At 62.6% G+C, this 25,947-nt stretch carries 20 protein-coding genes; 10 read left to right on the top strand and 10 right to left on the bottom strand.

Features of this window, described 5'->3' with window-relative positions:
* Nucleotides 1-480: 480 nt before the first annotated feature.
* On the bottom strand, nucleotides 481-969 hold the full coding sequence (locus DQG19_RS05300) for a hypothetical protein (RefSeq protein ID WP_157974336.1): 489 nt from the start codon (nucleotides 967-969) through the stop codon (nucleotides 481-483).
* Between the two features lie 42 nt (nucleotides 970-1,011).
* On the bottom strand, nucleotides 1,012-3,222 hold the full coding sequence (locus tag DQG19_RS05305) for a transferrin receptor-like dimerization domain-containing protein (protein WP_116125210.1): 2,211 nt from the start codon (nucleotides 3,220-3,222) through the stop codon (nucleotides 1,012-1,014).
* A gap of 402 nt (nucleotides 3,223-3,624) precedes the next feature.
* Between DQG19_RS05305 and DQG19_RS05310 the strand changes: the two genes are divergently transcribed.
* Both DQG19_RS05310 and DQG19_RS05315 read left to right on the top strand, forming a co-directional pair.
* The gene (locus tag DQG19_RS05310; protein WP_116125211.1) at nucleotides 3,625-4,875 is read left to right on the top strand and encodes a dipeptidase; all 1,251 of its coding nucleotides are present in this window, start codon (nucleotides 3,625-3,627) and stop codon (nucleotides 4,873-4,875) included.
* Between the two features lie 91 nt (nucleotides 4,876-4,966).
* Complete coding sequence (locus tag DQG19_RS05315; protein WP_116125212.1) at nucleotides 4,967-5,950, top strand: bifunctional helix-turn-helix transcriptional regulator/GNAT family N-acetyltransferase; 984 nt, start codon at nucleotides 4,967-4,969, stop codon at nucleotides 5,948-5,950.
* On the opposite strand, the gene DQG19_RS05320 is transcribed toward DQG19_RS05315, so the two are convergent.
* The gene (locus DQG19_RS05320; protein WP_116125213.1) at nucleotides 5,919-6,314 is read right to left on the bottom strand and encodes a ribonuclease P protein component; all 396 of its coding nucleotides are present in this window, start codon (nucleotides 6,312-6,314) and stop codon (nucleotides 5,919-5,921) included. The genes DQG19_RS05315 and DQG19_RS05320 overlap by 32 nt on opposite strands.
* Nucleotides 6,315-6,407: 93 nt before the next feature.
* Here DQG19_RS05320 and DQG19_RS05325 point away from each other — a divergent pair, with 93 nt between their 5' ends.
* Complete coding sequence (locus DQG19_RS05325) at nucleotides 6,408-6,965, top strand: Dps family protein (protein ID WP_116125214.1); 558 nt, start codon at nucleotides 6,408-6,410, stop codon at nucleotides 6,963-6,965.
* Nucleotides 6,966-7,177: 212 nt separating this feature from the next.
* Here DQG19_RS05325 and DQG19_RS05330 read toward each other — a convergent pair whose 3' ends face one another.
* The 5 genes from DQG19_RS05330 to DQG19_RS05350 all read right to left on the bottom strand — a co-directional run bounded on the left by DQG19_RS05330 (nucleotide 7,178) and on the right by DQG19_RS05350 (nucleotide 13,522).
* Entirely contained in the window at nucleotides 7,178-8,392 is a 1,215-nt protein-coding gene (locus DQG19_RS05330) for a T9SS type A sorting domain-containing protein (protein ID WP_157974337.1), read from the bottom strand.
* A 99-nt stretch (nucleotides 8,393-8,491) separates the two neighbouring features.
* On the bottom strand, nucleotides 8,492-8,680 hold the full coding sequence (locus tag DQG19_RS20795) for a hypothetical protein (protein ID WP_157974338.1): 189 nt from the start codon (nucleotides 8,678-8,680) through the stop codon (nucleotides 8,492-8,494).
* 670 nt (nucleotides 8,681-9,350) lie between these two features.
* Nucleotides 9,351-11,315 (bottom strand): DNA topoisomerase (ATP-hydrolyzing) subunit B, encoded by a 1,965-nt coding sequence (gene gyrB, locus DQG19_RS05340; RefSeq protein WP_116125217.1) that lies wholly within the window; start codon nucleotides 11,313-11,315, stop codon nucleotides 9,351-9,353.
* A 201-nt stretch (nucleotides 11,316-11,516) separates the two neighbouring features.
* Nucleotides 11,517-12,215: a glycosyltransferase gene (locus DQG19_RS05345; RefSeq protein WP_116125218.1), complete on the bottom strand. Its 699-nt coding sequence runs from the start codon at nucleotides 12,213-12,215 to the stop codon at nucleotides 11,517-11,519.
* A 56-nt stretch (nucleotides 12,216-12,271) separates the two neighbouring features.
* The gene (locus DQG19_RS05350; RefSeq protein WP_232826447.1) at nucleotides 12,272-13,522 is read right to left on the bottom strand and encodes a class I SAM-dependent rRNA methyltransferase; all 1,251 of its coding nucleotides are present in this window, start codon (nucleotides 13,520-13,522) and stop codon (nucleotides 12,272-12,274) included.
* A gap of 23 nt (nucleotides 13,523-13,545) precedes the next feature.
* Between DQG19_RS05350 and DQG19_RS05355 the strand changes: the two genes are divergently transcribed.
* From DQG19_RS05355 to DQG19_RS05370, 4 genes are read left to right on the top strand one after another with little or no spacing between them, the layout of a single operon-like run.
* Nucleotides 13,546-15,786: a patatin-like phospholipase family protein gene (locus DQG19_RS05355; RefSeq protein WP_116125219.1), complete on the top strand. Its 2,241-nt coding sequence runs from the start codon at nucleotides 13,546-13,548 to the stop codon at nucleotides 15,784-15,786.
* Between the two features lie 35 nt (nucleotides 15,787-15,821).
* Nucleotides 15,822-17,069 (top strand): PP2C family protein-serine/threonine phosphatase, encoded by a 1,248-nt coding sequence (locus DQG19_RS05360; RefSeq protein ID WP_116125220.1) that lies wholly within the window; start codon nucleotides 15,822-15,824, stop codon nucleotides 17,067-17,069.
* 41 nt (nucleotides 17,070-17,110) lie between these two features.
* A complete protein-coding gene (locus DQG19_RS05365; protein WP_116125221.1) occupies nucleotides 17,111-18,034 on the top strand; it encodes an NINE protein in 924 nt (307 codons plus the stop codon).
* 28 nt (nucleotides 18,035-18,062) lie between these two features.
* Entirely contained in the window at nucleotides 18,063-18,722 is a 660-nt protein-coding gene (locus tag DQG19_RS05370; protein ID WP_116125222.1) for a CBS domain-containing protein, read from the top strand.
* 16 nt (nucleotides 18,723-18,738) lie between these two features.
* Here the strand turns inward: DQG19_RS05370 and DQG19_RS05375 are convergent, their stop codons facing one another.
* On the bottom strand, nucleotides 18,739-21,561 hold the full coding sequence (locus DQG19_RS05375) for a hypothetical protein (protein WP_116125223.1): 2,823 nt from the start codon (nucleotides 21,559-21,561) through the stop codon (nucleotides 18,739-18,741).
* A 136-nt stretch (nucleotides 21,562-21,697) separates the two neighbouring features.
* Between DQG19_RS05375 and DQG19_RS05380 the strand changes: the two genes are divergently transcribed.
* The 3 genes from DQG19_RS05380 to DQG19_RS05390 are packed head-to-tail and all read left to right on the top strand — an operon-like array spanning nucleotide 21,698 to nucleotide 25,060.
* Nucleotides 21,698-23,137 carry a hypothetical protein gene (locus tag DQG19_RS05380; protein ID WP_116125224.1) on the top strand — a complete coding sequence of 480 codons (1,440 nt, stop codon included), beginning with the start codon at nucleotides 21,698-21,700 and terminating at the stop codon, nucleotides 23,135-23,137.
* On the top strand, nucleotides 23,134-24,105 hold the full coding sequence (locus DQG19_RS05385) for a RimK family alpha-L-glutamate ligase (RefSeq protein ID WP_116125225.1): 972 nt from the start codon (nucleotides 23,134-23,136) through the stop codon (nucleotides 24,103-24,105). Before DQG19_RS05380 ends, DQG19_RS05385 begins: the two co-directional genes overlap by 4 nt.
* Nucleotides 24,092-25,060, top strand: a complete 969-nt coding sequence (locus DQG19_RS05390; protein WP_116125226.1) for a succinylglutamate desuccinylase/aspartoacylase family protein — start codon at nucleotides 24,092-24,094, stop codon at nucleotides 25,058-25,060. Before DQG19_RS05385 ends, DQG19_RS05390 begins: the two co-directional genes overlap by 14 nt.
* Nucleotides 25,061-25,288: 228 nt before the next feature.
* Here DQG19_RS05390 and DQG19_RS05395 read toward each other — a convergent pair whose 3' ends face one another.
* Nucleotides 25,289-25,930 (bottom strand): DedA family protein, encoded by a 642-nt coding sequence (locus tag DQG19_RS05395; RefSeq protein ID WP_116125227.1) that lies wholly within the window; start codon nucleotides 25,928-25,930, stop codon nucleotides 25,289-25,291.
* Between the last annotated feature and the right edge of the window lie 17 nt (nucleotides 25,931-25,947).

Raw genomic sequence — 25,947 nt, forward strand, 5'->3', positions numbered from 1 at the left:
TGAAATCCTCCGTGGAGCGAGGCCTCCGTGATGGAGCTGGCGGCCGCTTCGCGGCCTTCTTTGTTTCACACAGATTCGCACGGATTAGCCACAGATTCTCGCAGATTTTCCCGCAGCACTCCGGATTTCTCAGATTGGGGATGCGCTGCGCGCCTCCGCGTACCTTGGCGTACCTTCTTTTCTCTGCGTTTGGCCTCCCTCTCCTCGGCTTACCTCTCTCTGTGGCACCGCTGTGAAATCCTCCGTGGAGCGAGGCCTCCGTGATGGAGCTGGCGGCCGCTTCGCGGCCTTCTTTGTTTCACACAGATTCGCACGGATTAGCCACAGATTCTCGCAGATTTTCCCGCAGCACTCCGGATTACTCGGATTAGGGATGCGCTGCGCGCCTCTGCGTACCTTGGCGTACCTCCTTTCCTCTGCGTTGAGCCTCCCCTCCTCTGCCTACCTTCTTCTCTCCCTAATTAATGCGACCCGATAACCTCAAAAATCCAGGTCCACGATCCGTAATCGCTTGTACTTCCCCGGTCGGAATTTTCGCTTCCCGAGAAGCTTAACGAGCAGAAAACCGGTGCCCACCGAGGCGGCGGTGATCAGGGCATCGTCTGTACTATAGCTCGTGTCGTCGTAGCCGTCGGTGGCGTAGCCCAGGGCGGCGAAGAAGGACCAGCCGGCACCGAAGGTCATCAGTGCGTAGCCGATGCGGGAGGCGGCGGTATGCCCCCGGTAGACGGCGTCAATCTCCTCCAGCAGAATGTAGCGGTCGTTGATGACCAGGGCCTGGATGTCGGGCCGCATCTCGCGGATATAGCCTTCCTGCCAGAAGTCGTCGCCCTTCATCCGGAAGCGGAGCGACTCTCCCTCGTACACCCGTTCGCTGTGGGAACTGGTCAGCTTTTCGAAAAGCAGCACGCGTTGGGCGCGCACGCAGGTGCAAAAAAGTACCGCGAAGAGGAGTAATGTCAGGCGCATACCGGGTTGCGGTAAAGAGTCGGGGATGATGGGGCGGGTTGGTTACTTGGTCGCCGCCAGTCCAATTATTTGCTGCATCTGGTCGGCGTAGGCGGTAAGTACCTCACCAAGCTTATCGATCTGCTCCTGTGCCTCCGTGAAGTTGCGTTGCTCGATCGCTTCGCGGACCCCCGGCAGGGTCTTCACGCCGTAGCCGGTATAGAAGCCGGGTGCGTAGACGTGGTGGACGAACCAGGGCCGGCGGGGTAATCCTTCGGGCCGAGTGAGCTTGCGCTCCAGCCCCATGAACAGTTGGTTGAGCCGTTCGCGATCGGCGGCGGGCAGTTGGCTGGCCTGCCCCGGCTTGTAGGTATCGGCCAGTTCACTGATGCGACCAAGCGCGTTTTGCAGAGGGGCGAAGTTGAGGTAGGGTACTTCGGCCTTTTCCTTGGGCGCGGTGTACGGCTCGGTGGGATCGGCGGCCAACTCGTAGGCACCCTCCCCGATCAGGCGGTTACGGCGGGCGGTTTCCTTGCGGGTGCTCTCGGCGAGGTCCATCACTTCCTTGCCGTACTCCTGCAGGGTCCGGGCCATACGCGTAAACTCGAAGGGGAGCACGTCGGCGTTGGCGAGTCGCAGGGTGATTCGGCCGGCTACCTTTGCCAGGGCGCCCCCGTAGGCAAAGTCGGGATCCTTGAACCGCTTGTAGTGGTCGTAGCTGTCGTACATGGTGTGGTACTCCCCGCCGCTGCTCTCTCCCCCGAATCCGAGGTTGAAGGCGGCGATACCGAGGTGCTGAAAGAAGGGGGAGTAGTCCGAGCCGGAGCCCAGTGCCGACAGCTCGAAGGAGTGTAGGTCCTGCCCCTGATTCACCGCCGCGGCGGCCTTCCGGCGCTCGAATACGGTGACGCCGGTCTGGGGGTCCTCCACGTCGTCGGCGATCTGGCCGAAGAATTTTTCAAGGGTGTGCGAGCCGCCGGCCCCGAGGAAGCCCCGGCCGCTGGCGTCGGTGTTGATGTAGGCCACGGCCTTTTCGACCAGCTCGTCGGCGTGGGTTTCCACCCACTCGGTGGAGCCCAGCAGTCCGGGTTCCTCGGCACCCCAGGCGGCGTACTTGATGGTCCGCTTAGGCCGCCAGCCGGTCTTTGCCAGTTCCGCTACGGCGCGGGCCTCCTCCATGACGGCGACCATGCCGCTGATCGGATCGTTGGCGCCGTGCACCCAGGCATCGTGATGGTTGCCGCGGATGACCCATTCGTCGGGATACGCGCTGCCTTCCAGGGTGGCGATCACGTCGTAGGCGGGGGCTTGCTCCCAGTTGAACTCCAGCTGGAGATGGACTTCCGCCGGACCGGGACCGATGTGGTAGGTGATGGGCAGGGCTCCGCGCCAGGAAGCGGGGGCCACGGGGCCGCCCAGCGCCCGGAGCAGGGGAAGGGCATCGTGGTAGGAAATGGGCAGCACGGGAATCTCGGTCAGCCCCTCCGCTTCATCGAGGCTGAGGCGTTCCGCGTCGGCGGTGGCGCCGTAGCCGGGGGTGAGGGGATCTCCGGGGGCCCGGGGCAGGTCCATCACGGCACCGCGCTGTACCCCGTACTCGTTCTTGTAGGCCCCGTCGGGGTAGGTTTCTCCTTGGTAGTAGCCGTCGTCTTCGGGATCCGAGTAGAGAATGCAGCCGATGGCGCCCTTCTCGGCGGCTACCTTGGGCTTGATGCCGCGCCAGGAGCCCTGGTACTTGGCGATAACGATCTTCCCTTCGACGCTGATGCCACGCTTCTCCAGTTCCTCGTAGTCCGCGGGGACCCCGTAATTCACGAATACCAGTTCCGCCGTTACGTCGCCGTCGATGGAAAAGGCATTGTAGGGAGGCAGGGCTTCTTCGGTCTGGTCGGTAGCGGCATCGCCGGTCACGGGCGGCTCCTCCAGCATGGCCGTGTAGGTAGTGGGACCCAGCAGTTCCAGTTTACGCACCTTCGGCGTCGGGAAGAGCACGTCGAAGCGCTCGACGTCTACGTCGTACCCCCAGGAGCGAAATTTCTCGGCCATATAGTCGACTACCTTCTTGTCGTACGGTGACCCGACGTGGTGGGGGCGGGCGGTCATGTACTTCATCCACTCGTCCAGGTTGGCCGGGGTGATCTGGTCGTCGTACGCGCGCTCCAGCTGCCGTTGCTGCTCAGCGGAGGATTCGGTGAAGCCCATTAGTTGTTGGGATTGGGCAGAAAGGGAAATACCGGGAAGCAGGCAGGCGAGCAGGAAGTATAGACGGTTCATAGCGGATCGGGCGGTTTGGGAATGGAAATGTATGAAATCTAGTGCTGCGTGGGGAGCGGCCGGTCGACTAGTGGCCGGTCCGCTAGTGGCCGGTCGACTAGTCGACCGGCCACTTAGCCATCGGACCAGTTTCGAAAAATTAACATTCAGTTTACACTCGTCGCGGTGTAGCCGCTCCAGGAACCGATAAGGAATGATGACCATAACCTCGCACTACCGGTACCACCCAATTTGCCAACCCCGCCTAGACGCTCCAATCCCCTAATGCTTTCCAGTGCGCTCAACCTACCCGACAGGTACCGGCCGGACCGCCCTATAGCTTACGGCTGTTTTGCACTAAATTTACCCACCGCCCTGCCGGAGTCGATCGATCTCACTAACCCAATCCAACGTAATCAACCCATGCTCCGCATTCTGCTCGCCCTTTCTGTTTTCTCGCTCCTTGTCGCCTGCGGCGATTCCGGGGCTAATGCCCCCGAGGGCATGTCAGACGTAGAACTCCGCGCTCACGCCGACAGCCTTGCCCACTCGACCATCATTATCGACGGGCACGTGGATCTTCCGTACCGGCTCAAGATCAAGAACTTCCGCCTGGAGCGCGAGATGCTGGGCATTCCCGTCGAGACCGACGAAGGCGATTTCGACTACGTCCGCGCCGTAGAGGGTGGACTCGATGCCCCCTTCATGTCCATTTATATCCCGAGCAACCTCCAGGAAACCACCGGCGAATCTCCCGCGCTGGCCGACAGCCTCGTACAGATGGTAAAGGGAATCGTCGAGGCGCACCCCGACAAGTTCGCCCTCGCCCTTAGCCCCGATGACGTAGAGCGCAACTTCGCCAACGGCATCATGAGCCTGCCCATGGGCATGGAGAACGGCTCCCCCATTGAGGACAAACTGGAGCGCGTGGAAGAATACTACAACCAGGGTATCCGCTACATCACCCTCACCCACGCCAAGGATAACCTGATCTCGGACTCCAGCTACGATACCGTAGGCACCAACGGTGGACTAAGCCCCTTTGGCGAGGAAGTCGTACGCGAGATGAACCGCGTAGGCATCATGGTCGACGTGAGCCACATCAGCGATTCGGCCTTCTGGGACGTGATGGAACTCACCGAAGTACCGGTGATCGCCAGCCACTCTTCCGTGCGCTACTTCACGCCTGACTTCGAGCGTAATATGGATGACGACATGATCAAGCGGCTCGGAGAGAACGGGGGCGTGATCCAGATTAACTTCGGCTCTACCTTCCTCGACGGCGCCTTACGCACCCGGCAGGACAGTCTCCGCGAAGCCTTTATGGCCCGCCTCAGCGAGCGGGGAATTGAGAACCGCTCCGACGAGGCCGAGGCACTGGCCGACAGCTTCCAGCTCGAAAATCCTACCCTGTACTCTGACGTAGAAATGGTAGCCGATCACATCGACCGTGTAGTGGAACTGGCGGGGATCGACCACGTAGGCCTGGGTTCCGACTTCGACGGCGTAGGCGACAGCCTCCCTACCGGCCTGAAGGACGTTGCGGACTACCCCAACCTCGTTTACACCCTGCTCAAGCGGGGCTACACCGACGAGGACATCAAGAAAATACTGTCCGGCAACGTCCTGCGCGTATGGCGAGCCGTGGAAGCGGCCTCCTCCTCCCGCGGATAGAAGAAAAACCGGTTGCGATTCGTAACCGGTTTTTCTACACCTCTAGGAAATATGTACCTTGTTACCTATAGTTGCGTAACAAGGTACTAGTATGGCACTTCCCGATTTCTTCGACCACCTCGGCATCACCGCCGTGGCTTCCCGCACCCGCCTGTTGAGTGAGCGGCTGTTTGCGGATTCCCGGCAATTGAATTTCACCTACGGCACGGAATTGAAGTCGCAGTGGCTTCCGCTGTTGTACCTGCTCCGGCTGAATGGCCCGACGCCGGTATCCGATCTGGCAGCCAGCATTCGCCAGAACCATCCGGGGGTGGTGCGGATGATCAACGACCTGCAAAAGCACGATCTGGTCACCCGCACCCGCGACGCGACCGACGGGCGCAAGACTATGGTAGCACTGACCCCCGCCGGAGCGGCGGCCGCTACTACCCTGGCCGAGCGTACGGTACCCGATGTGGCGGCCGCCCTGCACGAAATAGCCGGGGAGTGCCAACATGACCTCTGGGTAGCCCTGGCCGAGTGGGAAGCGGCCCTGGAGCGTAAGAGCCTACCGGAACGCACCCGTGACGTGCGGCGGCGGCGTCTCGACGGCGAGCTCCGTATCGTGCCCTTCGAAGGCCGGCACGCCCAGGCATGGCACGACCTCAACGAGGCGTGGATCAGTAAATTCTTTACGATGGAGCCCGCTGATTATGAAGCCCTGCTGCATCCCCGCGAGCACATTCTCAACCCCGGCGGGGCCATCCTCATCGCCGAACTGCGCGGCCGCCCCGTGGGTACCTGCGCTCTGATCCCTATGCAGCATCCCTACTACGACGTGGAACTCGCCAAAATGGCGGTGGACCCGGAAGTGCAGGGGCTCGGCGTCGGCTACCGGATCGCACAGGCTACCCTGGAACTGGCCCGACAGCGCGGCGACCTACGGATACACCTGGCCAGCAATCAGCGCCTGAAGGCCGCCGTCCACCTCTACCGTAAGCTTGGTTTTAAAGATGTAACCGACAAGCACGGAGCGTACCAGCGCGCCGACGTCCAGATGGCCCTTACTCTTGCTCCGGGCTCCCCAACCGGCTGAGTAGGCGTCCCATCTTCTTCTCGATCACGGAAAACGGCATTTCCTCCCGGCCAGTGTACAGAAAGAGCAGCACCAGCTGCACCCCGACTTCCCCCGGCACCTGCGGCCGCGGCAGCAATTCCTTGTTGAGGCGGTAGGCCTCCCGCATCCGCCGCTTCAGCAGGTTGCGGTCTACCGCCCGCTTGAATTTGCGTTTCGGCACTACGAAGGTGACCCGGTAAGGATGAGGTCCCCGTACCTGCTCCGCCTCCCGGTAGATGAGCCGTACCGGATAGGAGGATACGGAAGCGGAGCCGCGCGCGAACAGCCGGCCTATCTCCCGGCTTGATTTCAGGCGCTCGGCGGTATAAAGGCGTTTTGACATGGTTTGCGCAGGTGCGGGGCGGATGAGTAGGGTTTCTACCGAACTTGGGCCGGGGGGTTCCCGTTGTAAAAGTGTAACTAAAAACAACAAGACATGACCAAGTCACCAAGCAATAACATCAAAGAAAAGTTTCTCGATACCCCAACCGACCTTCCCCAGGAGGCCGTCAAGGACATTACCGAGGCCCTCAACCCGCTCGTAGCCGATCTGATCGCCCTGTGGGTTAAAGTAAAGAATTACCACTGGCATATGTCGGGCCGTCACTTCCGTGATTACCACCTGATGCTCGATGATCAGAGTGAAGAACTGATTTCCACCGTCGACCCCCTCGCCGAGCGCGTCCGCAAGCTGGGCGGCAAGACCATCACCAGCCTTGCCCAGATCGGCAAATTGACCAGCATAGCCGACAACGATCAGGCACAAATCGCCCCCCGCGACATGCTGCTCGACCTGATGCAGGAGAACAAGAAGATGGCCGCCAACCTGCGCAAGGCGCACGAGGTATGTGAGAAGCACGACGATACCGGCGGCGCCAGCCTGCTGGAGGACTACATCAACGCCACCGAGCGTCGTACTTGGTTCCTCTTCGAGGCTACCCGCGAGGTTGAAACCGGCAACGCGCCCAAGAGTAACGGCAAGTCCGGTAAATGAGCACCTTTGTAACCAGCCTCGGACGGTTTAGAGCCGTTTTGCAGCAAGCGTCGGACGGTTTGAAACCGTCCGACGCTTAACAGTACCTGGGTTCCTCTTTGAGGCTACCCGCGAAGCAGAGTAAGGCACCCTACCCAGATTAATGGCCCGTCCCAACCGAATTGGGACGGGCCATTTTTTAGTATTCCGGTGGGGACCTTCACCCCATTGCCTTACTTCTTATAAAAGATCACCGAACGCGTGGGTACCGATAAGGTGTACGTTCCCCTAGGCAGGTTATCAAGATCCAGAATCACGCCCCCCTCCCTAACCTCGCTTAGCCCGACTAAATGTTGCACCTCCTGCCCCAGGGCGTTATGGATACGTAGCTCCGTTAGGGCGTCGAGCCCCGTCTCCACGTTGAGGCGATTGGTGGCGGGATTGGGATAGACGTGAAGTCGGTCTTTCCTACCCTCAGCTACGTAGACCCCCTTACTGGGTGACAGGCTGGATACACCATCATAGTCAGTCTGGCGAAGCCGGTACAGGGAAAACCCGGTCAGTGGTTCGGTGTCTTCGGCTACGTACTCGAGCTTACTGGCGGAGTTGTTACCACCGGCAACGGTCGTGAGGGTCATCCACTCCCGCCCGGTGGCGGAACGCTCTACGGCGAATGATTCGTTATTCTGTTCTGCGGCGGTTACCCAGTTTAGGCGCACGATTCCGTCACGTTCTACCGAGGCGGAGAAGGACAGCAAGTCTATCGGTAGGGCTTCCTCGGCGGTACCGACGGTGAACCTCGCGTTATTGGTGATTGCCGTCACATCCGAAAATTGAAAAATGCCACCTCCAAGGGAGGTAGCCGGTGTGGCCACGATAGCGTCGTCGGAAAAGCTGCCATTGTTATTGGCGTCGACCAGCAGGCGTAGGTCGGCAACGTCAGCCGGTGCCAGGCTACCGGGCGTGAAGCGCATGTCAATGCTTCCGACATCAACCGGGGAACCGGAAATATTCACTTCACTAACCCGCCACTCACGGTTGAGCCGGGAAATCATCCCGGCAGGCATATCGGCGGAAGTAGTGGAAGTAAGCGAGGCTCCGTCATGGCCCCAGAACAGGTACTCGTTGCTATTCAGGTTACTGGCCCCCAATATCCTAACGATGTCGCCCTGTGCATCGGTGTGAGTGCTGCCGGAGCTGCTCCGTCCTATACACGCTACGTCAGCATCATAATTTCCGTTCGCCGGGTTGTCGTGAATATAGACATCGTTAGCGATCGAAAAATTCCCGTACTTGGCCTGCAGGTAATTATTAACAATTGTGATTTCTACGTCGCTGAGTCTCTCATTGTAGACCAGTATCTCATAATAGTGTCCGCTGGCTCTATTCGAGCTGGTCCCGGTCCTGCCGATCATCGAGTAGGGAATGCCGGGGGTAGTGGACCCCAAGTTCAAGGTTTGCTCTTGGTTATTGACCCCAATGGTCATACTTTGGGAATTCGAGCGTTTATGCCAGGTAAAAAGCGAGTGACTACCGTAGTTGGAGGATCAAGTAGTGGTATAGTCCGTAGTACCGACCACGGTGTATCCCACCCGGTTACTATTTTCCCACTGCTCGCTTCGCAGGGAATAATCGGAACCATTCAGGAACGGACTCGTGGAGGCTCCGTGATCGATAGCCTGGGCCACGAGAAAAACGCTGCCGCCCCCGTACGAACCCGTGGATGTTCCATTCATATGCTGAGACACGGCATTATTGAAATTGAAGAGCACGGAGGGAGCGCCCACCGTACGGTATTCCGGCCGGGAGTCAAAACTGGACTGGCTGAAGTTGAAGCCGGTACTGACCTTGTTTACCCAGTTGGATACCCGAGTACCGTTTGCGGGATTATCGTTGGTATTGCCATCTCCGTCTAGGTCATCCGCCGATAGCCAAATTCTTAGCGAGGAGCTTCCACTTGTATTGCCGATACCTCCAGGCCCAAATTGAGCCATGCACATACACGGTAGGAATAGAAGCAGGGGTAAAAGGTTTTTCATTTCCTGAGAGACATAAAGATTATCTAAATATTATTCCTCGATACCCAATAGGATGAAAGAGTAGGGCAAAAACAATCCTATTAGGAAATTCAAAGCATCGTGAAATTCACCAGCTACAACTTCTATAAAATTTGGAATCGTAAGGTCACCGAACCTCGGAGGTGCAGCCGCCCCCTCCCAGCGGCCACATGATTTATTTAACTAATGTTTGGGTCAAGAAGAATATTGTTCAGGCGGTCAAATCCGGAAAGTTTAGGTCATCGTGCCAGTGGCGCAGGCTCCCCTCAAACGTATTCGGTAATGCATCAAAAGAAAGCCCGTCCTGATTTGATCGGGACGGGCTTTCTTGGTTTATTCAGTTGTCAGCTTAGACATCCACCTTGGCGTACTTGGCATTCGCCTCGATGAAGGCGCGGCGCGGCGGAACCTCGTCGCCCATCAGCATGCTGAAGACGCGGTCGGCCTCCGAGCTCTCCTCGATGGCTACCTGCTGCAGCACACGGGTATCGGGGTCCATGGTCGTTTCCCAGAGCTGGGTAGCGTTCATTTCACCGAGACCTTTGTAGCGCTGCACCTTTACGGCGCCGTCGTTCTCGTGCTTACTGTAGTTGGCGATGGCCTCGCGGCGCTCCTCCTCACTCCAGCAGTAGCGGAACTGCTTGCCGCGGCGCACTTGGTAGAGTGGCGGCTGGGCGATGTACACGTAACCGCCCTCGACGAGCGCGTGCATGTACCGGAAGAAGAAGGTGAGGATTAGGGTCACGATGTGGCTACCGTCGATGTCGGCGTCACACATGATGATGATCTTGTGGTACCGCAGCTTGTCTAGATTGAGGATCCGCTCCCCGTGGTTGCCCTCTACGATGCTCACGCCCAGGGCGGTAAACATGTTCTTGATCTCCTCATTCTCGTAGATCTTGTGCTCCATAGCCTTCTCTACGTTGAGTATCTTGCCGCGCAGCGGCAGGATGGCCTGGAAGGCCCGGTTGCGGCCCGCCTTGGCTGTACCACCGGCCGAGTCGCCCTCGACGAGGTAGATCTCGGAGCCCTCGGGGTCTTTATTGGAGCAGTCGGCCAGTTTGCCGGGCAGTCCCGTACCGGTGAGCACGTTCTTGCGCTGCACCATCTCGCGGGCCTTGCGGGCGGCGTGGCGGGCGGTCGCGGCGATGATCACCTTGTCGATGATACGCTTGGCCTGGTCGGGGTTCTCCTCGAGCCAGTGGCCCACGCTCTCCCCTACCGCGCGGCTGACGATACCGGTGACCTCGCTGTTGCCGAGTTCCCCCTTCGTCTGCCCCTTGAACTGCGGTTCGGGTACCTTGACGGACACCACCGCGGTGAGTCCCTCGCGAAAGTCCTCGCCGCTCACCTTGAACTTGAGCTTCTTGAACAGGCCGTTCTCGTCGCCGTACTTGGTGAACAGGCGGTTCACGGCGCGGCGGAAGCCGTTGACGTGGGTACCGCCCTCGCGGGTCTTGATGTTGTTGACGAAGGAGTAGATGTTCTCCTGGTAGGTGGTGTTGTACTGCATGGCCACCTCGACCTCCACGTTGTCCTCCTTGGACTTCACGTAGATGGCTTCCTCGATCAGGTCTTGCTTGCCCTCGTCGAGGTACTTGACCATTTCGGCGAGGCCGCCTTCGCTGTAGAATTCCTTCCGTAGGGGCTTGCCCTCGTCGTCGGTCTGCCGCTCGTCGGTGATACTGAGCTGCAGGCCGCTGTTGAGGAAGGCGAGTTCCTGCATGCGATTGGCCAGCGTCTCGTACTTGTACACCAGCGATTCGAAGATCGTGGGGTCCGGCGTGAAGTGAATAGTAGTACCGCTTTTCTCGGCCTCACCCACGACATGTACCGCGTTCTGTGGGATACCCTTGCTGTAGTCCTGTTGGTAGATCTTGCCGTCGCGGTGGACGGTGGCGCGCAGGTGCTCCGAGAGGGCGTTCACACAGGAAACGCCGACACCGTGGAGACCGCCGGAGACCTTGTAAGTATCCTTGTCGAACTTACCACCGGCATGGAGTACGGTCATGACGACCTCCAGGGCCGACTTGCCGAGCTTGGCGTGGTTGCCCACGGGGATGCCCCGCCCATCGTCCTGTACGGAGATGGAGTTGTCCGGGTGAATGATCATATCGATGCGGCTACAGTAGCCCGCCAGGTGCTCATCGATGCTGTTGTCGACTACTTCCCAGACGAGGTGGTGCAGACCGCGCGTATCGGTGCCCCCGATGTACATTCCGGGGCGCTTGCGGACGGCTTCGAGGCCTTCCAGGGCGGTAATATTGTCCGCTCCGTAATCGCCCCGGTTTACCGGCTCATTGTTCTTTGTCATACCAGCAAAAGTACAAAAATTATGCCACTTTTCCTAGTGTTTCCGGGTCGGAGAACGGGCATTCCGGCGGGTCCGCGGGTACCGGACGAAGCGGGCAAAAAAGCGCGCACGCCGTAGTACTTTTTCACGCTCCCGACGGGCGGCTCGGCGTCGTATTGCGGCGGACCGGCCAGCTCAACCGCGTTGACGTGCGGGTCTGAATTACCAGGGGTTGAGGCGCCGCCGGTATTCTTCCACCATCTCCGGTTGCGGGGCGCCCCGCTTGTACATCCGGAAGACCCGCAGGTTGGCCAGCTGCACGCGCAACCAGCCGTTGGCGCGGTACTTGCGGGCGGATACCGTTACCGCCCGCGGGATGACCCGAAAGGGAAAGCGCGCCCACGCCCGCTGGATGATGTCGTAGTCTTCCATGATCTGCATGTTCCCGTCGAAACCACCGAGCGCCTCCCAGGCGGCGCGCGTCAGGTACAGGGACTGGTCGCCGCCCCGGCACGCCAGACCGCGGAAGCGGGTACAGAACGCATTGATGGCCAGCAGGGGGTGGTCCGAGTCGAACCGGAAGCGGTAGCAGCCCACGGGGTAACCCGCTTCCGTACTGCGCAGGATATCGTCGTAAAAGCCCCGAGGCGGCCGGGTATCGGCGTGGAGGAAGTACACTACGTCGTAGTGCTCGACATGGCAGGCGGCCGCCTCGTTCATTTGCCGGGCCCGCCCGCGCCCGGCACAGGGCAGGTACCGCACCCGCGCCAGCCGCCGAACGACCTCCGCGGTACCGTCGGTGCTGCCGCCATCGGCGACCGTGATGGTACCCCGGCCGTTGAGCTCGCCGGCCAGGTAGGGCAACAGCTGGCGCAGGTTGTCCAGCTCGTTGACGACGGGGATGATGAGGTGCAAACGCATGGGAAAATAAACTCGACTTCCGGCAGGGACCTACGGTGCCGCGTACCGGGACGGATTTACTCTAAACGATAATATCCGGCCTTCAGGTACGCGCCCTCCGGAAAACCGACGGGGTGGTCCACGTCGTGGTAGGTGCGTTCCAGCAGCGCGTACGGCCGGCCGCTGCGCTTCAGCACCTTCTCCACGGTGGCGAAGAAATCCTCGGCGCTGACCCGGGCGGAGCACGAGGCCGCCAGGAGAATGCCGCCGGGCTTTACCAGCGGCACGGCAAGGGTGTTGATGCGGCGGTAGGCGTCCAGGGCCCCGCGCACTTCCTTCTCCCGCTTGGCGAAGCTGGGCGGATCCACCACCACGATCCCGAACTCCTCCTTGCGCTTCGCGATGCGCTCCAGCTCCTGAAAGGCATCGCCGATCACCACCTCGTGGCGCGGGTCGGGACCGAAATTGAGGGCGACGTTGCGCCGTGCCAGCTCCAGGGCGGGTTCGCTGATGTCGAGGCTCAGTACGCGGTAGGCCCCGCCCGCCAGGGCGTGGACGGTAAAGCCGCCGGCGTAGCTGAACACATCGAGTACGTCCTGCCCCTGGGACAGCTCCCCTACCCGCTTGCGGTTGTGGCGATGGTCGAGGAAGAAGCCCGTCTTGTGGCCGTCGGCCACGTGGGCCACGAACTGCAGGTTGTGCTCGCGAAAGACGACCTCCGGGTCGGTAAGCTCCCCGGCGAGGACGGCACCGTCGGTCCAGTCCCCCACCGGCGTCACCACGCGGGCGAGGCGCAGCACGACGGTATCGGCCTTCGCCGCCCGCTGAATGAGCGGCAGCAGCTCGGCGAGCCAGGGGAACCAGACGGGGCTGTACAGCTTCACCACGGCCACCCCCGCGTATACGTCGACCACGAGGCCCGGCAGGCCGTCGTTCTCGCCGTGGACGAGCCGGTAACCGTTGGTATTCTTCTTCAGCAGGGGCAGGCGCAGCTTGCGGGCGGCCTGCAGTTTCTCGTTGAACCAGGCGCCGTCGATGCGGGCGGGGCTGCCCTGGTGCAGGACGCGGACGCGGATCGGGGAGGCGGGGTCGTAGAGGCCGACGCCCAGGAAGCGGTCCTTCTTGCGGTCGAAGACGATCGCCAGGTCGCCGGGGCGGCCCTCCCCCTTGACGGATTCCACGGCCCCGTCGAAGAGCCACGGGTGGCCCGCACGCAGGATGCGTTCGCCCTGGGGGGTGAGGCGGGTGGCCAGGCGGGCGGGCGGCGGGAAGGGATCGATGGGCGGGGCTTGGAAGGTGATGTCGGGGCGCCGATTGGCGGGCGGCAAATATAGCGGTAATTTGCTGCGGTATGCGTAAGGTCCTGCACAATGTTTACCGCTCGTTCCCGGTGCAACTCCTGCTCCTGCACCTGCGCTCCCACTACCTGTTGCTGGCGTTGTGGACGCTGCTGCTGCTCATGATGACCGGCGTCCTGGGCCCCCGGCTGGGGATGCAGTACCTCTTTCTCGACCCCGAGTACCTGGGAAGGACGGGCTACCTGCCCTTCCTGATCGTGGGGCTCGCGTACGGTTTCTTCGTCATGACGTGGAACCTCAGCACCTACCTCCTGCTCGGGGGCTACTTCAACTTCCTGGCCAGCCTGGCGCGGCCGTTCTTCAAGTTCTGCCTCAACAACGCGTTGCTGCCGCTGGCCTTCCTGCTGGTGTACTGTGGCCTGCTCATCCACTTCTACCGCCTGGCGGAGGGGGCGGGAACGCAGGTGCTGGAGGCCATCACTGGACTCGTCACGGGACTGGCGGCGAGCCTCTTTATGTACGCGATCTACTTCAACCTCACCAACCGAGACATACTCTACTACACCGGCTACCGCGACCTGCCCCCGAACCAGGGCCCGAGCAGTCCCGAAGACCGCAGCTACCGACCCTACCGCGGTACGCCGCTGGGCCCGGAGCTGGTCGACCGCTACGACAACCCCTTCCGGGTACGCTTCTACCTCAACGCCGACGTACGGGTGCAGCGGGTGCGCTCGGTCTCCCACTACGATACGGCCCTGCTCCGCAACATCTTCCGGCAGAACCACTTCAACGCGCTGATCCTGCAGGCGGCGAGTATCGCTATCCTGGTCGTGCTGGGCCTGTTGGTCGACCGGCCGGCCTTTCAGCTGCCGGCGGGGGCCAGCTTCTTCATCCTGTTCAGTCTGTTCGTCTCCACCATCGGGGCGATCAGTTACTGGTTCAGTGCCTGGCGCTTGCCGCTGCTGACCCTGCTGCTGTTACTGGTGAACTGGCTCACGAGTACGTCGCTGTTCGATCACGGCAACGAAGCCTACGGGCTGAACTACACGCGGCGTGCCACTTACTCCCTAGACACCCTGCGCGCGCTCTACGCCCCGGATACCCTGCGGGCCGATATCGCCGCCACCACCGGCATCCTGGATCGCTGGCGGGCGAAGCAGGCCAGCCCCAAGCCCAAGCTGGTCATCCTCTGCGCCAGCGGGGGCGGGCTTACCGCGGCCCTCTGGGCCACCCACCTTACGCAGAGCATCGAGGCCTGCAGCGAGGGGCGCCTGCTCAACCAGACGGCCCTCATCACCGGCGCCAGCGGCGGCCTGCTGGGCCTGGCCTACCTGCGGGAAAGCTACCTCCACGATCCGGGCTTCTCCGGCAAGGACCTGGTGCGGCTGGAACGGGTGGCTACCGACCTGCTCAATCCGACGGCCTTCTCCATCGTCAGTAACGACATCTTCCTCCCCTTCCGCCGCGTGGAGGTGGGCGGGCGCAGTTACCGCCGCGACCGCGGCTACGCCTTCGAGCGGGCTTACAACCGCGCGACCGACTACCTCCTCGACCGGCCGCTGGCCGCCTACCGGGAGCAGGAGCGTACGGCCCGGGTGCCCCTGCTGTTCGTGACGCCCAGCGTGGTGGAGGACGGCCGGCGCATGGTCATCTCGCCGCAGGGCGTGAGCTATATGATGGCCCCGCCGGTGCCCCAGCGCCGGGGGGTGCCGCTGCTTCCCGACATGGTGGACTTCGGCCGCTTCCTCCGCGCAGAGGATGCCGACAGCCTCCGGTTAAGTACCGCCCTGCGGGCCAACGCCAGCTACCCCTACGTACTGCCGCAGGTGAACCTGCCGACCCGGCCGCAGGTCCGCCTGATGGATGCCGGCTACCGCGACAACTACGGCATCACCTCCGCCACCCGCTTCGTGCACGTGTTCGAGGACTGGATCGCGGAGAATACCTCCGGCGTGGTGCTGGTCCAGATCAGTGCCTTCCGGGAGCAGACGATCGCCGACGACGGTCGCCGGGGCGTGATCACCGGCCTGTTCAGCCCCCTGGGCGTGGCCGGCAACATCCTGGGGTTGCAGATCCTCGACCAGGAAGAGCTGCTGGCCGAGCTGTACCGGACCCTGGGCCCAGACCGCTTCCACCTCTTCCGCTTTAACTACCAGCCCAAAGCCGGTGACCCCCTGCGTACTTCGGTGTCGCTGCATCTCACCGATTTCGAAAAGACGCAGGTGCTCCGTGCCATCGACGAGCCGTACCACCAGCGGCAGATCGACGAGTTGCTGCAACTTCTGTCCTACTAGCTTTTCCAGGCGCGCGGCGCGCGTATCTTTACCCTATGTCGCAGCCCATCACCCGCGTTAACCGCCTCGAGCGCGAGCTCCACCTCCGCCAGCTGCAGGTGCGGAGGTTGCTGCAGATGACGCAGGCGATCAACAACAACGTGTCCGCCGAGGACCTCTTCCAGATGTACCAGGCCTTTCTCCGGCAGGAACTCGGGGTGAACGAAATGGCCCTGTTCGTACGGCACAGCGAGGACGACGAGGCCTGGCGGCTGGCCGCCTCCCTGGGGCTCGAAGACGTGGAACTGCCCGCGGGGCGCGACTACGGGACGGAACTGCAGCACCTCAAGCGGATGGTCACCCTGCACGAGCCCGATCACCCGCTCTTCAGTCACTTCGAGCACGTGGTACCGGTGCTGCACAAGGAGCGGCCCATCGCCTACGTGCTCATCGGGGGGTTCACCGACGAGGAGGACATGTACGAGCGCGTACAGATCATCACCACGATCAGCAATGTGATCGCCGTAGCCATCGAGAACAAGCGGCTCTTCCGTCGGCAGCTCGAGCAGGAACGGTTGGAGGCCGACCTCGACCTGGGGGCCAAGGTGCAGGGCATGCTCATCCCGAAGGACCTGCCGGCCAACGACTTCTACGAGCTCAGCGCCATCTACCGCCCGAAGCTGGGCGTCGGGGGCGACTACTTCGACTTCCGCGAGTTCGTCGACGGCAAGCTCGTCTTCTGCATCGGCGACTTCACCGGCAAGGGCGTCAGCGCCGCCCTGCTTATGGCCAACTTCCAGGCCAATTTCCATACCCTTATCCGCAAGCGGACCGACCTGCGCGACTTCGTCGCGGAGATCAACGAGAGCGTCTACCGCATCACGGACGGGGAGCGCTTCGTCACCTTTTTCGTCGCCGAGTACGACCGCGCCGAGCACCAGCTGCGCTACATCAACGCCGGCCACCCGCCGGCCGTCCTCGTGAGCGATAACCGGTTCCAGCTGCTCGACAAGGGCACGACCGTGCTGGGCTCCATCGACGTCTTGCCCGCGCTGGAAATGGGGGTCGTGGACCTGCCGCCCCAGGCTCTGATCATCACCTACACCGACGGGCTAACCGACCTGCAGAGTGCCGCCGGGGAGACGTTCGAGGAGGAAATCCTCTATGAGTTCGCCCGCCGACAGTTCTCGCGCTCAGCCAAGTCATTTAACGACAACCTGCAAGCGAAGCTTGAGGATTTCCGGCAGGACAACGCCTATCCCGACGACCTGACCATCCTGACCTGCCGCATTTTTGGGGAGTAGCCGAGAACGAAAACCACCGCTCGACCGTTCCCATAAGTGAGATGAAGGAGAAGACGATCGCGGCGGTACTGGCGTTTTTCGGCGGTATCGTCGGCCTGCAGCGTTTTTACCTCGGACAGAAGGGACTGGGCATGGCTCACCTCTTTTTTTTCATCCTTGCCCTGTTTGCCGGCCCTAACCCCTTCACCGTTCTTCTCATTTCGCTGGCCGCTATCTTCGGCGTTATTGACGCCATCACGCTGCTGTCCATGGACCAGCGTGAATTCGATCTCAAGTTTAACCAACCGGTCGCTCAGGCATCCGCATCCGTGGGGTCGTCCGCGCGGTCGTACAATACCGGAACCATGACCGACAGAGAGCGCCGCTTCCAGGAACGGCAGCGGCAGCGGGCCGAACTCGAGCGCGAGCGCGAGCGCCGCGCCAAGGAGCGCAACCACCAGCGCACCGAGCCCGCCCCCCGGGCGTCGGGCGGACGCCGTGATCCCGGACGCGCCGACCGCGAACGCGGCGTACACTACTTCCGCGAATTCGAGTACCGCCGCGCCATCGAGGCCTTCCAGGAGGCCCTCGCCAAGAACAGCCGCGACGTAGCCAGCCACTTCAATATCGCCTGCGCCTATTCCGTAGAGGAGGAGGCCGACCGCGCCTTCTACCACCTCGACCGGGCGGTGGCCCTGGGCTTCGACGACTTCGAGCGCATCCGCACCCACGACAACCTGGCCTTTCTGCGCATTCAGGCGGCCTTCCCCCCCTTCGCCGCCAACCAGTTCCGCCTGGCCACCGCCGCCGCCCGGCCCGCCGAGAATACCGCCGACCCCCTCGTAGCCGAGTCCGAACCCCGGCCCGCCGAGCCCGTCGTCCGCGACGAGTTACTCGAACAGCTCCAACGGCTGGCGGCCCTGCGCGAAAAGGGTCTGCTCACCGAGCTTGAATTCGCTACCCAGAAGCGCCGCCTGCTCGGCTGATTTTAATTCCCTACTTTGCCCCGACCCGATGACAGCTGACTTTCTCCTCACCGACGTTCTCGTTCCCCTGCGCCCCTCCGATACCGGAGAGGAAGCCCTGGAGATCATGAACGAGTTCTACATCCGGCACCTGCCCGTCGTCGACGGCACGAAGCTCGTCTCGGTCATCTCCGAAAGCGACGTCCTCGACGCCGATCCCGAGGAAGCCGTGTCCAACTACCGCGTAGCCCAGCTGCCGCCCTCGGTGTATCCCGATGATCACCTGTACGACGTTATGCGCCAACTGGTCGACAACAACCTCACCGTGGTACCCGTCATCAACCGGGAAGGCGACTACGTGGGCATGGTCACGGGCGAAGACCTGCTCCGCTTCTTTGCCCAGTCGAGCACCTTCAGCGATCCCGGATCCATCGTGGTGCTGGAAATGGGCCGCCACGATTACAGCCTCGCCGAGATCGCCCGCATCGTGGAAAGCGACAACGCCATTGTGCTCAGCTCCTTCGTCCGCAGCGTCATCGACTCCAATCAGGTGGAGGTGACGCTCAAACTTAATAGCCAGAGCATCGCCGGCACCATCGCTACCTTCGAACGGTTCAACTACGTGGTCAAGGCCAGCTTCAACGAGAAGCAGCTCCAGGATACCCTGCGCGAGCGCTACGACAGTCTGATCAACTACCTCAACGTTTAGCGTAAGCGTCCGACAGCTAGAAGCTGCCCGTCAGCAACAGCCGTACCTGCACGTCCTGCGGGTCGGAAGAGAATACGTCTTGGTCCAGCCGGTAGGCAACCTCTATGCCTACTGGCAATAGTTGGGCGTTGAGCCACACATTATCGAAGAAGAGCTGCCCCCCCACGCTGCGTTGATTAAAGCTTAGTTCCCGCGGCTGGTCGAGAGTAAACCGGCTGTAGTCGAAGAAGCCGATGAAGCGGATCCGCTTGAAGTAGGTGATCCCGAGGATTCCCAGGTCCGGATAGACAACCGGCAGGTGATAGTTGACCCCGAACCGGAAGACCCGGTCGTTGAGGGAAGCGGCGTAGCCGCGGGCGTAGCGGAACAGATCGGGATACTGGTACAGGTTTTCGGCCTGCTCGGTCTGTGCGTCCAGATCCAGCCGGATCCCGTGGGTACGGAGTAAGCCCGGCAGGTAGATCGAACTGCGCAGCAGCAAGCGCTCACCCGCCCGGTCGCTGCTCAACGCCCGGTCGTACGCCACCGTCGCCAGTGCTCCCCACCGCGGCTGTACCTGCCGGTAGGCCTGTTGTTGCTGCACGCCGAAGGTCATCCCCAGCGAAAGATTGGTGAAGTTGCCGGGCAACACGCCTTCCTCGGCGTCGCGCAGGTGATAGTACTGCAGCCCCACCGATGGCTGCAGGTTGGTGTAGGTGTTGCCGGACACCCACTGGAGGGGAACGTTGACGACGGGGCCCAGCGACAACTGATCGAATTCCTGCGCCCGAAAGGCAAAGCTGTCTACCCCGGCTACTTGGGAGATGATATTGCGGGCGCGGTAGCGCCCCTCTAACTCCAGTACGGGGTAGAGCCCGCCGTAGGCCACCGACAGGCCGCCCGAGTACCGGGCTTCGTTGATATTATAGCGGCCGTCGAGGGTGACCGCGGCGGTGTTCAGCGCGTTGGCCGCCTCGATGGCCAGGCCGGGCGTCACGTAGCTTCCGTTGAAGGACCAGCTGTGCAGCTTGACGCCGCCGAGGGTATTCGAAAAGTTGCGGACCGGATAGTCACGCACGGTCAGCTCGGTAGGCAGGTCCGTGGCTTCCGCGGCGAAGGCGGCGGGGCGCTCGAAAAAGCTCGGCCCCGTAGGCAGGGTGATTTCCCGGCCCTCTCCGGTCGTGGGCAGGTCGAGGATCCGCAGCCGCTCCCCCCGGGGGGTGGGACTCGCGTAGTAAAGCCGGCCGTCGGTGACGGACGGGTAATAGGCGCCGATCGCTACGTCCGTGAGGGGTTGCGGCGAGCCGCCGTCGGGCGGTAGCCGGTATACGTTGTCCACGCCGCTGGCGCCGCCGGTGAAGAGCAGGTCCCCCGCGTCCGTCACGGTAAGCATATCGATCGGGGCGGCCGAGCGCGGGTGTAGGGTGGTCACCGCGTCCGTAGCCGGCCGCCAGGCCTGTATGGCTATCCCCTCCGGGGTTTGCTCCAGAAAGAAGACCTGCTCCCCGTCGGCGGAGAAGCAGGGCCAAGCCACGTTGTTCGCCGCCACCGTCCGGCGGGCGATCACCTCTCCCGTCGCCGCATCGAGCAGGTGTAGCTGGGGACCGTCCTCCAGGGGGTCGAACCACACGGCCGCGATGCGGCGCTCGTCGGGACTGAAGCGGGCCGACAGGTAGTGCCCCCCCGCCGTCAGGGTGCGGCGGCGGCCACTGCTCAGCTCGTACACGACCAGGTCGGAGTAGCTCTGGTTGGTGTAGCGGGGGTCCTGGGCGTACTGGGTCCAGAGGACGAACCGGCGGGAGCCGGCGAGCCACGGTTCCCGCTGGATGCCGGTGCGGGTGATCACGCGATCGGGCGATCCGACCTCCACCAGGGCCGGCAGTTGTTCGTAGCTGCTGCGCAGGGCCAGCAGGTGCCCCTGCCCGTCGGTGAAGGCAAAGCGGTAGTCGCGCACGTCGCGGTCGGTACCGCCCAGCGGCTCGCCCTCCACGAGGGGCCGGCGGCGGGCCAGGGTGCTGTCCTGCTGCTGCTCCAGGTCGGCCATGGTGCGGTAATAGATGTCGCGGGTGGTGAGGCCGGTCTGCCGCTTGAGCGCCCGGCTGAAGGGATAGAAGAGTCCGCGGAAGGCGGCTCCCTCCTGGAGTACGGGCTTCCAGACGTCGTTGCCGAACCGCTCGCGCCCGTAGGTGATCATGGCGTAGCCGTAGCGATAGTGGTCAGGAACCAAATCCCGGAAGCTCCCGTTGCGCGCCTTCGCGTAGCGATAGACGATGTCGCGGCCGAGCAGGGCGCGCAGGTCCTTGCTGAAGGCCGGCGTGCGGCCGCGGCCGGCGGCGGTAAGGGCGGTCTCGGCGACCACGGCGTCGCCCTCCGAAAACCAGTTGGGCGTGGCAATCCCCGACAGGACCGCCCACCCCAGCTGCCCTTGCACGAGACTGGCCAGCCGGGTCAGGCCGCGGCGCTCGTTGCTGGTCTGTTGGACGTGGCGGAATTCGTGAATCGTCAGTAGGTCTACCCAGTCGGTATTGCTGAGGCGGCTGAAGGTCTGCGGCGGGGTCACGTAGAACTCGGAGCGGAAAGGGCCCAACCCCACGTAGCCGTTCACGGTCATGTTGGGGGTCTGCAGGATCAGGTCGAAGTCGTACAGCCGCTCGCCCACGCTGCGGGTATGCTCTGCGGCCAGGCGGTCCACGAGGCTGGCTACCCGTTGGGCGCTCGCCGCGTAACCCTCGGGAAAGATGACCCGCACGTGGTCGGCCCGCAACTGCTGCCAGTTGACCTCCGGGGGGTGCAGGCCGATACCCTGGCCGGCGGCCCAGCCGGAAAGGAAGAAACAACAGCTGAGCAGAAGCGATTTCATAATTCCCGGGGCTTGGATACAACCGCAATATGCTAAGATTCTGCGCGGTCGGCTCCCGCCTGCTACCTACTTTCGCGGTCTTATCGACTTTTGCCCCGCACCTGCGTTCCCGCAACAAGAACCTTTTACCCCGCCCTTGACCAATCCTACCCCACAAATCGTCCCTCCCGGCAGCTTCCGGGCCGAAGCCCACTGGTACCCGAAGGCGCTGAACGCCACCATCCACCCGATGGTGAGCTTCTTCCTGAATTTGGACCCCGAGCGCATCGTCACCCGGTACTGCCACCTCAACCCGCTCGTCGACCCCGACGGATTGCGCAGCATCCTCAGCTACTCCTGCAAGTATTTTCTGTGGGGCGGGGCGGACCTGATCAACGCCACCACCGCCCACGGGCGGCGACGCATGGTCATCATCGAGAACAACTCCTGCCCCTCCGGCCAGAAGTCGATGCCCCTGCTCGACGACCACCAGGAGGAGGGCGGCTACCGCCTGCTCGTGGAACGCACCTTCCGCCCCCTGGCCGAGAAGCGGCAGGCGAAGTCGGAGGGCCGCCTGGCCGTGATCTACGACAAGAACCCCATGGAGGCCAGCGGCTACGCCGCCGCCATCGCCGATGCCTTTCAGGAGGACGTGCTCTACATCTGCGACTACTACAATGCGCCGGAGCGCCACCTGAAGATCGAGAACGACTGGCTCTACGCCCGCCACGAGGGCGAGTGGGTACGCCTGCGGGCCGCCTTCCGTTACCTGACCCAGCGGCCCTGGACCCGTCTGCCCCTCAATGCGAAGACCCGTATCCTCAACCCCATTGTCACCTGCCTGGCGGGGGGCCGCAACAAGATGGTCGCCGCCAAGGCCTACGACCTCTACAACGGTGAGATCCGCAAGTACGGTCTGCGCATCCACACCCCGGAAACCATCTGGGACGTGAGCCGGAATGAAGTGCCCCTGTGGGTCGCCAAACTCGGCGGACAGGCGGTGGTCAAGGTGCCCTACAGCAACGCCGGACAGGGCGTCTACACCATCACCAACCCGGAAGAGCTGGCCGCCTTCATGGAGGAGCCCATCGACTACGAGCGCTTCATCGTGCAGAGCCTGATCGGCAATTACAAGTGGAGCTCCACGGGGGGCGATGGCAAGTTCTTCCACGTCGGCACCATTCCCGACAAAAAAGGACGTACCTACGTCAGCGACATCCGGCTCATGGTCAGCAGCACCCCCGACGGACTGCGCCCCCTGGCCTGCTACAGCCGCCGCGCCGAGCACCCCCTGGCCGACCAGCTGGCCGGGGCGCCCCCCTCCTGGTCGATGCTCGGCACCAACCTCTCCGCCAAGGTGGGCGACAACCAGTGGACCAGCGATACCGACCGCCTGCTGCTCATGGACCGCCGCGACTTCAACAAGCTGGGCATCGGCCTCGACGACCTGATCGAGGCGTACATACAGACCGTGCTGAGCACCATCGCCATCGACCGGATGGCCAAGAACCTGTTCAACAGTAAGGGAAAGTTTAGCCTGCGGATGTTCTCCAGCCTGAACGACGACCCCGTCCTCCTGTCCGAAATCCTGGTATGAAACACCTCTCTTTCCTGGTACTTACCGACCACAGCGGCCACTCCGATCAGAACTCGCTGTATTCCCTGGTGAATACACTGCGGCTCGATCCGCGTTGTGCCCACGTGGACGTGGCCAGTCGGGGCGACGCGCAGAACGCGGAGTTCTTCGCGGGCGGCGGCGCGCAGGTGCGGGGCTTCCGCGTCACCGGGCCGCTGAGTTACCGCTCCGACGGGGGCGCCTTCCGGACGGCGGACCGGCAACTGGACCCGAAGGACTACGACGTGGTCTGGCTTCGCCTACCCCACCCCATCGCTCCCGCCTTCTTTACCTGGCTGGAGCAGGTGGCCGCGCCGGCGGCCGGCGGCAGCGGCCCGCTGGTGGTGAACCGGCCCCGGGGCACCCTGACCACGGGCGATAAGTCCTTCCTCCTCAATTTTCCCGACCTTACCCCGCCGGTACGCCTGGTGACGGACGAAGCCGAGGCCCGCGAATTTGCCGGTGAATTTCCGATCGTCCTGAAGCCCCTGCGGGCCTACGGCGGCCACGGGATCGTACGGATGGACCACCCTGACGCGTCGGTGCAGGCCGATTGGTCGGCCCCCTACCTGGCCATGAAGTTCCTGCGCAACGTGAGCCAGGGCGACAAACGCATCCTGATCGTGAACGGCCGCATTCTGGCGGCTTCGCTGCGTATTCCGCCGCCGGGGGAATGGTTGTGCAACGTAGCCCAGGGCGGCCGCTCGGTGGCCGCCGACGTGGAGCCGGAGGAGGAGGCGATGATCGCCGAACTGGCCCCCGTTCTGCTGCACCACGGGATATGCTTCGCCGGTGTGGATACCCTGGTCAACGACGACGGCCGGCGGGTACTGTCGGAGATAAATACCCTGAGCATCGGCGGTTTTCCCCAGGCGCAGGTGCAGAGCGGCCGGCCGATCTTGCAACAGGCCATTGACGAACTATTTTCCTACTGCTATGAGCGCTGCTGAGACTACCATCCCTACTATCCTCAACCTCGAGGAGATCGACCAGCCGGCGGGTACGATCCGCAAGTACTGGCTGCGCATCATCAGCGACGGCCTGGGCGAGCCCGTACGGTTGCCCATCATCAGCGCCCGCGGGAGTGAGGATGGGCCCACACTGGGGGTGACGGCGGCCGTTCACGGCGACGAGCTCAACGGTATCCGGGTAATTCAACGGCTGTTTGCTGACCTGGACGTGAGTACCCTGCGCGGCACCATCATCGGTGTCCTGGTGGTCAACGTACCGGCCTTCCTGCGGCAGACGCGGGTGTACACCGACGGCTTCGACCTCAACCACGTCATGCCCGGTCGGGAGGACGGCCGCGCCAGCGAGGTATACGCCTTCCGCCTCGTGGACCGGGTGGTGCGCCACTTCGATTTTCTGCTGGACCTGCATACCGCGAGCCGCGGCCGGGTGAACAGCTACTACGTTCGCGCGGACATGTCGCAGGAAACCACCCGGCAACTGGCCATTCTGCAGAACCCGCAGCTGATCGTCCACAATCCGCCGAGTGACGGCACCCTCCGCGGGGCCGCCGACGCCCTGGACATCCCGGCCGTAACGCTGGAGGTGGGCAACCCGGGCGTCTATCAGCGCCGCCTGATCCGCAGCGGTACCGAGGGTGTCCATAATGTGATGTCGTACCTCCAAATGACGGACGACGATATCGTGGCCCCCTCGGCCCCGCCGATCCTGTGCAAGCGCAGCTACTGGATCTATACCCACACCGGTGGACTGCTCACGCTCGAGGTCGACCTGCTCCAGGAGGTAAAGGCCGGCGACCTCATCGCCACGCAGCGCGATGTATTCGGCAGCCTGAAGGAACAATACCTGGCGCCCGAGGACGGGGTGGTCATCGGCAAAAGCACCATGCCCGTGAACCGGAGCGGGGGGCGGATTTTGCACCTGGGCTTGGTGTAGCCAGTACAATGCTGCCTCCGGCAGCGACAGTACAATGCTGCCTCCGGCAGCGGAAGCACGATGCTGCCTCCGGCAGCGATGGAGTTAATTAACCCCAGAGCGGCTTGCGGCCTTCACCGAGGACGCGGAGGGCAGCATCCGATATGGCATAGTCTTAGTAGGAAACCCCGAATGACTGCAACGGGAACACAGTAACCCGGCCCTACCCAGCAAAACGAGTCGCCCCCCCTACCCTTTCACCCCAGCCCCCCGTACAAGCTTCACCACCGTAGTGATCAGCAGGCCGGTAACGAAAATGGCGGCCAGCCCGATGACCAGCCAGCTGGTATGATCGCGGATAAAGGGAATATTGCCGAGGAAATAGCCGAGCGTCACCAGGGAGATCACCCAGAGCAGAGCGCTCAGGATGTTGTAGCGTACGAAGCGGGCCGGTTCCATGTGGGCCACGCCGGCGATGAAGGGTACCAGCGCCTTGACGATGGGCAGAAAACGGGAAGTGAACAGCGCGGTGGCGCCGAACTTCCGGTAGAAGGCGTGGGCGCGGAAGTAGTGTTTGCGGTCGATCCAGGTGAAGCGCTCGAAGAGGCGGGGGCCGATGGTGTGGCCGAGCCGGTAGCCCGTCCAGGCGCCGAGGGCGGCGGCAATGCTGAGCAGCAGGCAGATGACGAAGGGATTGAGCAGGGCACCGGCGCACAGCACTCCGACGGCAAACAGCAGTCCGTCACCCGGAAAAAAGGGGGCCAGCGGAAAGAAGGCGGTCTCGGTGTAGATGACCGCGAAGAGCAGTCCGTAGGTAGCTACCGGGTAGAGCAGGGTGGCCTGCCGCAGACTGTCGTCGATATGAAAAAAGAAATCCGCTAGCTCTCCCATGTACAGGGTATAACCCT

The organism is Lewinella sp. IMCC34183 (genome assembly GCF_003390915.1).
In the GTDB taxonomy this organism is placed as follows: Bacteria; Bacteroidota; Bacteroidia; order Chitinophagales; family Saprospiraceae; genus Neolewinella.

Coding starts and splice junctions, on each gene's coding strand:
- DQG19_RS05325 (WP_116125214.1), top strand. CDS start 6,408: ATGACCAAGTCACCAAGCAATAACATCAAAGAAAAGTTTCTCGATACC.
- DQG19_RS05360 (WP_116125220.1), top strand. CDS start 15,822: ATGTCGCAGCCCATCACCCGCGTTAACCGCCTCGAGCGCGAGCTCCAC.
- DQG19_RS05385 (WP_116125225.1), top strand. CDS start 23,134: ATGAAACACCTCTCTTTCCTGGTACTTACCGACCACAGCGGCCACTCC.
- DQG19_RS05310 (WP_116125211.1), top strand. CDS start 3,625: ATGCTCCGCATTCTGCTCGCCCTTTCTGTTTTCTCGCTCCTTGTCGCC.
- DQG19_RS05370 (WP_116125222.1), top strand. CDS start 18,063: ATGACAGCTGACTTTCTCCTCACCGACGTTCTCGTTCCCCTGCGCCCC.
- DQG19_RS05365 (WP_116125221.1), top strand. CDS start 17,111: ATGAAGGAGAAGACGATCGCGGCGGTACTGGCGTTTTTCGGCGGTATC.
- gyrB (WP_116125217.1), bottom strand. CDS start 11,315: ATGACAAAGAACAATGAGCCGGTAAACCGGGGCGATTACGGAGCGGAC.
- DQG19_RS05305 (WP_116125210.1), bottom strand. CDS start 3,222: ATGAACCGTCTATACTTCCTGCTCGCCTGCCTGCTTCCCGGTATTTCC.
- DQG19_RS05320 (WP_116125213.1), bottom strand. CDS start 6,314: ATGTCAAAACGCCTTTATACCGCCGAGCGCCTGAAATCAAGCCGGGAG.
- DQG19_RS05390 (WP_116125226.1), top strand. CDS start 24,092: ATGAGCGCTGCTGAGACTACCATCCCTACTATCCTCAACCTCGAGGAG.
- DQG19_RS05375 (WP_116125223.1), bottom strand. CDS start 21,561: ATGAAATCGCTTCTGCTCAGCTGTTGTTTCTTCCTTTCCGGCTGGGCC.
- DQG19_RS05345 (WP_116125218.1), bottom strand. CDS start 12,215: ATGCGTTTGCACCTCATCATCCCCGTCGTCAACGAGCTGGACAACCTG.
- DQG19_RS05395 (WP_116125227.1), bottom strand. CDS start 25,930: ATGGGAGAGCTAGCGGATTTCTTTTTTCATATCGACGACAGTCTGCGG.
- DQG19_RS20795 (WP_157974338.1), bottom strand. CDS start 8,680: ATGAATGGAACATCCACGGGTTCGTACGGGGGCGGCAGCGTTTTTCTC.
- DQG19_RS05315 (WP_116125212.1), top strand. CDS start 4,967: ATGGCACTTCCCGATTTCTTCGACCACCTCGGCATCACCGCCGTGGCT.
- DQG19_RS05355 (WP_116125219.1), top strand. CDS start 13,546: ATGCGTAAGGTCCTGCACAATGTTTACCGCTCGTTCCCGGTGCAACTC.
- DQG19_RS05300 (WP_157974336.1), bottom strand. CDS start 969: ATGCGCCTGACATTACTCCTCTTCGCGGTACTTTTTTGCACCTGCGTG.